Raw genomic sequence first — 6,705 nt, forward strand, 5'->3', positions numbered from 1 at the left:
TAATTGGGTAAAGCTTACTATGTGAAATTCGAGACACCAGCTGATCTTGTTAATCCAATTCTGGAAGCAGTCAGAGTTGCATCAAGCAGCGGAAAGGTACGAAAAGGCACCAATGAGGCAACAAAGGCAATTGAGCGCGGAATAAGCAAACTCATAGTTATTGCAGAAGATGTAGAACCACCAGAAGTGGTAGCGCATCTTCCAATTATCTGTGAAGAGCAAAATGCCGCATATGCGTTTGTACCATCAAAGCAAGAACTAGGCAAAGCACTAGGCATTGATGTGACTTCTGCAGCAGCTGCAATTTTGGATGCCGGCGACGCAAACCACATTATCGAAGAAGTAGTAGCTTCAATTAAGAAACTTAAAGGTGGCAATTAGTGAGTACTTCCCAGACTGATGAGGTAGTGCCAGCAGAAGTAATACAAATTGTAGGCAAGACCGGCATTGCGGGGGAAATCACTCAAGTGCGCGTTAAGGTTCTTGGAGGCCGCGACAAGGGTCGAGTCTTGACAAGAAACGTCAAGGGTTCAGTACGATTGTCTGATACTTTGATGCTTCGAGAAACTGAACGCGAGGCCAAAAAAATTAGGTGATTAAATGAGTCTAATCGTTAAACCATGCAGTTTTTGTGGCAAACCAGTAGCCAAGGGCTCAGGTACAATGCTAGTCAAAAACGACGGCACCGTGCTGTGGTTCTGTTCACCAAAATGCAAAAAGAACATGTTGGAATTGAAGCGAGACCCAAGAACGTTAAAGTGGACAAAAAAATATCAAAAGGGCGGAATTATCAAGAAATAATTTCTGAATCAAATTGAGCGAACAAACATTATTTATAGTCAAACCAGACGCGGTAGCTAGAAAACTAGTAGGACAGATCATTGCAAGATTTGAGACCAAAGGATTCAAAATTCTAAAACTGAAAATGTTTACATTCACAAAAGCACAAGCTCAAGAGTTCTACTCGGTCCACAATACCAAGCCGTTCTTTGGCGAGCTAGTCGACTTTATCACGTCAGGTCCAGTAGTGGTTACAGTAATTGAGGGAAACAATGCAGTTGCAACGACTAGAATTCTAGTTGGTGCCACAAAATCATACGAGGCAGCCCCGGGCTCCATTCGCGGCGATTTTGGTCTTGGCATATCCGACAATATCATTCACGCATCTGACTCTAAGGAAAATTTTGAAAAAGAAGCAAAGGTAGTGTTCGAGTGAGCGGACCTTGCGAATTCGACAGCCAATTGTGGCAGTTCTAGGCCACGTAGATTCTGGCAAGACATCGTTATTAGACAAAATTCGTGGAACCGGCGTCCAGGGAAGGGAAGCGGGCGGAATCACACAGCATATTGGAGCAAGCTTTCTACCATCTGATACCATAAAGCAAATGTGCGGTCAGCTCGCAGAAAAACTCACAAAAACGGAACACGACGTTCCAGGCCTTTTGGTAATTGATACACCAGGACACGAAGTCTTTACAAATCTTAGGACACGTGGTGGTTCTGCAGCAGATATTGCCATACTAGTAGTTGACACAAATCGAGGATTCCAACCACAAACAAATGAGTCACTAAAAATCCTCCAAGCAAGAAAGGTCCCGTTTGTTGTAGCACTAAACAAAGTAGACCAGATTCCAGGCTGGCGCCCAGCAGACACTCCGTACATTTCTTTGGCAATAAAAAAGCAGGACCAGTTTATCCAGACAACACTTGATGAGCAGATCTATAATGTCGTGGGAACACTTTCAATTCTTGGATTCGAGTCAGAAGCATTCTATAGAGTAAAAGACTTTGGAAAAGAAGTATCAATTGTACCAGTGAGTGCACGAACTGGCGTCGGTATTCCAGAATTACTCACTGTGCTGGTAGGCCTAACGCAACAATACATGCAAAAAAGACTATCCCAAGAAGAAAAGCAAAGCCGCGGAATTATTCTCGAAGTAAACGATGAGGTAGGCCTTGGGACCACGGCAAACATGATACTCATTGACGGTCAGATAAAAAAAGGAGACTCTGTAGTTGTGGCAAAGCGCGATTCCGTGATCGTATTAAAGCCAAAGGCACTATTGCTGCCAAAGCCGCTTGATGAAATGCGTGATCCTCGAGACAAATTCAAGCCCGTAGACGAAGTCATTGCAGCAGCTGGAATAAAGATTGCCTCGCCAGACCTAGAGGGAGTTCTACCTGGAAGCACTCTCTATGTCACTAACAAGGAATCCCAGATCGAAGAATTCAAAAGAATAATCGAGTCTGAAATGAAGTCAGTCTTTATCGATACTCAGACAAACGGAGTCATCCTCAAATGCGATACGATTGGCTCACTGGAGGCAATAACTGAGATGCTAAGGCGCCAGCAAATTCCGGTAGCAAAGGCCGACATTGGTCACGTAAACAGACGCGATGTAATGGAGGCAAAAGCAATCAAAGAAAACGACAGGCACCTAGGTGTGATATTGGCATTTAATGTGAAGACATTGCCTGACGCTCAAGAAGAAGCAGACAACCACCACATCAAAACTTTCAATGACCAGGTAATCTATAGCCTAATTGACAATTACACACTATGGGTTGATGACGACAAGGCAAACGAGGAAAACGCGGTCTTCTCAGAGATCACACCTATTTGCAAGTTCACGTTTCTCAAGGGCTTTATCTTTAGGAACAGCAACCCGGCAGTGTTTGGCATACGTGTGGATGCTGGAAAAGTAAAGCAAAAAATCCAAATCATGAAAAGTGACGGCAAAAAAGTTGGTAGAATACACCAGCTCCAGGACGGCAAAAAATCGATTGACACTGCAATACTAGGCCAAGAAGTGGCCTGCTCCATTCAGGATGTTACCATAGGGCGCCAAATATCAGAAGAAGACGTGTTCTATTCAATGCCGAATTCTCGCGAGGCCAAACTAATCTTGGAGCAATTCATGCACAAGCTTAGTCCAGAACAACAAGCTGTCTTCAACGAGATTGTAGTGTTATTGCGCGCAAAGGACGCCTCTTACGGCTATATCTGATATTTCTTGGCAATCATATGAATTCCTGGCTCGCCTACTGCACCCATCATTCTGTCCACCTGCTTGCCATCCTTGAACATGATAAATGTAGGAATTGCCTGAACCCCGAATTTCATTGAAATGTCTTGGTTTTGATCCACATTTACTCGCGCAAATTTGATGTATCGGTATTTTTTTGCCATTCTCTCAAAAACCGGATGCATCATCTTGCACGGGCCACACCATTCTGCCCAAAAATCGACTAGAACTAATCCACGCGATGTAATTTCATCAAAATTTGCAGAATTTAGCTCAACCACCTGGACTTGGCTTTGCGCAATGGACTCTTGTTGTTGCGCAATCATCTCTGCAAGCTTTTTTTGTTTTATTTTCTCTAGTTCTATGTCGTCCATGATTTTTGTCTCTATCTGAAATATTAATTTCTACAGATCAAGCAAGTATCGCATGTATACTGCACCGTTTTGTCTAATCTCCATTTCATGAAATGTCGGCGCCTTTATCTCGACTCTAAAGTGGTGTTTTTTGATGTCAATTTTTTCGCCCTGAAGTTTTGCATAAATGCGGTATTCAGAATTTTTCTCTAATTTGACTGTGATTGTTTTTGCCGCAAACCCGTCGGTTATGGTCAAAATTATGAGCTCCTCAAGCCAGTTGTACAGCAAGTACCGAAGATCCTTTCCAGAGACTGTAAGCGTTCTATCTTCTTTTTCCTCTATGGTGTTTGTATCCAAAATTGTATCTATTACCGATTTTGCTGCTGCAACAAACGCATCATCTAGGTTATCCGCATTCACTTCAAAGATTGCATCAGTTGCGTGATCTAGGCTCTTGTAGCTCAACTAGTTCGGGTTATGTTTTCTGTTATTAAAAGTAAGACAAAACAACAACATCTAAATCTATTAGCATGAAAGTTTTTCCAAGTTGAATCTACCACGAGGAATGAAAGATTTTGATTCTGCTGAGCAGTCAAAAATCGAGTTTGTTCGGCAAAAATTTCTAGAAACATCAAAATCATTTGGATTTAATTTCATGGCACCATCACCACTGGAACTGGTTTCTGTAATTGAGGCAAAGTCCGGCCCAGCAATACGAGACGAGATTTATTTTTTCAAGGACAAGGGTGATAGGGAAATTGCGCTGCGATTTGACTTTACAGTCGGCCTGACTCGATATGTAGTTGAGCAAAAGTCACTGAAAATGCCTGCCAAGATTTCTGCGTTTGGTGGAGTCTGGAGATATGACGAGCCGCAAAAAGGCCGATACAGATACTTTCACCAATGGGATCTGGAAGTTTATGGCAAGCCAAGCCTAGAGTCAGACGCGGAGATAATCGAGTTCACATCAAAGTTTTTCTCAAAACTGAATCTCAAAAACATCACAATTGATATTTCTCACCGAAAGCTGGTCGAGTCTGTCGTAAGCAGAATCTTTGGCTCAGCAGACTCGCATACAATTGGAGATATTTTCCGCGCAATAGACAAAATCCAGAAAAAGAAAAAGGACGAAATCATATCGGAGTATGCGCAAAAGGGCTATTCCAAAGAAAAGCTTGAGCAAATCCTAGAATTCTCCAAAATCAAGGGTCAACCAGACGAAGTTGAGTCTGTCTTTGACATCTCTGGAATCCAAGCCTGGGACGAGCTGAAAGAGCTGTTTTCCTCTCTGAAAAATAGGGGCGTTGCAAACATTCGTATCAATTTTGGAATAGTTCGCGGCCTTGACTATTACTCTGGAATCGTCTTTGAGGCATTTGACAGCTCGACTAGCTTTGGGGCATTGGTCGGTGGCGGTCGATACGACAGTCTACCGAAGGCATTTGGACGAGAAGACATTGGCGCAACCGGCGTTGCGGGAGGAGTGGAAAGAATAATTCTGTCACTGGAAGCACAGGGACTGCAAACAATCGAATCTACTACCACAATTGCAGTATTGTTTGTTAATGAAGAGATGGCAAGGCCAGCAATGAACATTGCATCAAGACTACGAGAAAGAGGACTTGCAATAGAAATTGATCTGCTAGGAAGGCCATTCAAAAAACAAATGGAAAATGCATCAAACTCTAAATTTGCGGTAATAATTGCTCCAAAGGAATACTCGCAAAATCAGGTCATAGTCAAAAACATGTTTGATGGTAAGGAAACAATCACGCAAATAGACTCGTTGTTTTCTAATGTAAAATCCCTGTTTACTCTGTGAATGCGCGGGTTAGCATCATTATCTCAGGACCGTTGGTCATGTTTCCGACAACTATTGCCTTGTTATTTGCAAGTATCCCTGATGAAATGTATGGAATTCCGCCATTTATTGTGGCCGGTTCCAGCTTTACCTTTAGCACATCAGAAATTGACTTGATGTCTTCTTCGTCTGTCTCTGGATGGATTATTCCACCGATGTTGTTGGCGCATACCATAACACCTGCCTGGTGGTAGCCTGCGACCTTTTTCTGAATTATCTCGACTCCAAGCGTGTCCTTGATTGTCTTGACTGCCTCGCTTGGAATTTTCGGAGACGCGACTCCGCCCCTGTCGTTTGCCGCAATCAGGTTCCCAAGTGCATTGTGTTTAGTATCCAAAACTCCAACATTGAGCTTGGTTGTTTTTTTCATGTGGTCTATTTCCCACTGCGAGCACAGGCTAGGCAGCAACACTCCGTTATTGTTTATCACCATCATTGTGCCCAAGACCCTAGTGTTTGCTACCGATGCAAAGACATATTCTGCTTTGAGATGAGATGCCAGAGTCTTTGCCTTGGTGTCGGCAAATCCGTTTGGCACAAAAACAAACTCGTCATTTGTCTTTGTGTAAATGCCGATGTTTGGGCCCCGATAAACATCATATTTGAAAATATCCAACTACCATTTTTGCAAACAAAAAGATATGAACGTAAAGGTGCGATCAGACTCAAACGGTGTTATAATTCGATAATTTTTTGCAAAATCCAAGTTTAGTTTCCACTAATTTTGTTTAGATTTAAATAACATTTCATTAGAGCAGTCTCATGCCAATAGAAGAGCAATTCCCACAAGGACTAAAGCCACTTGGAAAAATTTTCCACTCTGATGGCGAACATTTTCACTTTAGATGGGGCCCAGGAAGAAGCGACGCTGAATGTTTCTCAAACCATGAAGTTATCGCAGCTTACGAATCCCGCGGTGAAACACAAGTTCCATTAGGCGTCAGTGGCACAATGGTCGCAGTCGATTGGGATTCTTGTGTAGCAGACGGTGCATGCATCGAAGCTTGCCCAGTACAAGTTTTCCAATGGTACAGAACTGAGATGGACGTTCCAGCAAAAGATATTGTTGGAAAGACATTCGCAGGTACCGGTTCTTCAGTAAAAGAAGAGCGCAAAGACTACACCGACAAAGCAGATCCAATCAGAGAACATGATTGTATCTGGTGCATGGCATGCGTTTCAGTCTGCCCACCTCAAGCTATTAAGGTTGATCAATCAAACCTAGAGCACCACGAGAAAGCAGCAGGAACATATGTCAAACTAGAAGGTGGAGAAAATCCACACGCACACGACTAAAGAAAAATAACTTTTTTCTTTTCTTTTAATTTTCTAAATTACTAAAACAAATTTTAACCAGTTCATATCACCGAATTTCGCAGAGGTCGCCTAGCTCGGTAGGGCGCGGGCCTTGAGAGCCTGTGTGCGCAAGCATTCGGGGGTTCAAATCCCTCTCTCTGCGCTT

At 43.0% G+C, this 6,705-nt stretch carries 10 protein-coding genes and 1 tRNA gene; 8 read left to right on the top strand and 3 right to left on the bottom strand.

Features of this window, described 5'->3' with window-relative positions:
• Nucleotides 1–3 precede the first annotated feature (3 nt).
• Genes FJ354_05970 through infB form a run of 5 tightly spaced genes read left to right on the top strand, consistent with a single transcriptional unit; the run spans nt 4 to nt 3,008 of the window.
• Nucleotides 4–381, top strand: a complete 378-nt coding sequence (locus FJ354_05970) for a 50S ribosomal protein L7ae (GenBank protein ID MBM3906206.1) — start codon at nt 4–6, stop codon at nt 379–381.
• Nucleotides 381–596 carry a 30S ribosomal protein S28e gene (locus FJ354_05975; protein ID MBM3906207.1) on the top strand — a complete coding sequence of 72 codons (216 nt, stop codon included), beginning with the start codon at nt 381–383 and terminating at the stop codon, nt 594–596. The genes FJ354_05970 and FJ354_05975 overlap by 1 nt, the downstream gene beginning before the upstream one ends.
• Nucleotides 597–600: 4 nt before the next feature.
• Nucleotides 601–801, top strand: coding sequence for a 50S ribosomal protein L24e (locus FJ354_05980; protein MBM3906208.1), 201 nt, complete (start codon nt 601–603; stop codon nt 799–801).
• A gap of 13 nt (nt 802–814) precedes the next feature.
• Nucleotides 815–1,216 carry a nucleoside-diphosphate kinase gene (locus FJ354_05985; GenBank protein MBM3906209.1) on the top strand — a complete coding sequence of 134 codons (402 nt, stop codon included), beginning with the start codon at nt 815–817 and terminating at the stop codon, nt 1,214–1,216.
• A gap of 7 nt (nt 1,217–1,223) precedes the next feature.
• Nucleotides 1,224–3,008, top strand: a complete 1,785-nt coding sequence (gene infB, locus FJ354_05990; GenBank protein ID MBM3906210.1) for a translation initiation factor IF-2 — start codon at nt 1,224–1,226, stop codon at nt 3,006–3,008.
• Here the strand turns inward: infB and trxA are convergent.
• Both trxA and FJ354_06000 read right to left on the bottom strand, forming a co-directional pair.
• The gene (gene trxA / locus FJ354_05995) at nt 2,999–3,403 is read right to left on the bottom strand and encodes a thioredoxin (protein MBM3906211.1); all 405 of its coding nucleotides are present in this window, start codon (nt 3,401–3,403) and stop codon (nt 2,999–3,001) included. The genes infB and trxA overlap by 10 nt on opposite strands.
• Nucleotides 3,404–3,430: 27 nt before the next feature.
• Entirely contained in the window at nt 3,431–3,847 is a 417-nt protein-coding gene (locus FJ354_06000) for an archease (protein MBM3906212.1), read from the bottom strand.
• A gap of 82 nt (nt 3,848–3,929) precedes the next feature.
• On the opposite strand from FJ354_06000, the gene hisS reads away from it, so the two are divergent.
• The gene (gene hisS / locus FJ354_06005) at nt 3,930–5,204 is read left to right on the top strand and encodes a histidine--tRNA ligase (GenBank protein MBM3906213.1); all 1,275 of its coding nucleotides are present in this window, start codon (nt 3,930–3,932) and stop codon (nt 5,202–5,204) included.
• On the opposite strand, the gene FJ354_06010 is transcribed toward hisS, so the two are convergent.
• Complete coding sequence (locus FJ354_06010) at nt 5,194–5,859, bottom strand: translation initiation factor IF-6 (protein MBM3906214.1); 666 nt, start codon at nt 5,857–5,859, stop codon at nt 5,194–5,196. The two genes, hisS and FJ354_06010, sit on opposite strands and share 11 nt — an antisense overlap.
• A 146-nt stretch (nt 5,860–6,005) precedes the next feature.
• Between FJ354_06010 and FJ354_06015 the strand changes: the two genes are divergently transcribed.
• Both FJ354_06015 and FJ354_06020 read left to right on the top strand, forming a co-directional pair.
• The gene (locus FJ354_06015; protein ID MBM3906215.1) at nt 6,006–6,539 is read left to right on the top strand and encodes a ferredoxin family protein; all 534 of its coding nucleotides are present in this window, start codon (nt 6,006–6,008) and stop codon (nt 6,537–6,539) included.
• A 79-nt stretch (nt 6,540–6,618) separates the two neighbouring features.
• Nucleotides 6,619–6,702 (top strand) — tRNA-Ser (locus tag FJ354_06020).
• Nucleotides 6,703–6,705: the final 3 nt, after the last annotated feature.

Source organism: Nitrososphaerota archaeon, assembly GCA_016872055.1.
Taxonomy (GTDB): Archaea; Thermoproteota; Nitrososphaeria; order Nitrososphaerales; family Nitrosopumilaceae; genus Nitrosotenuis.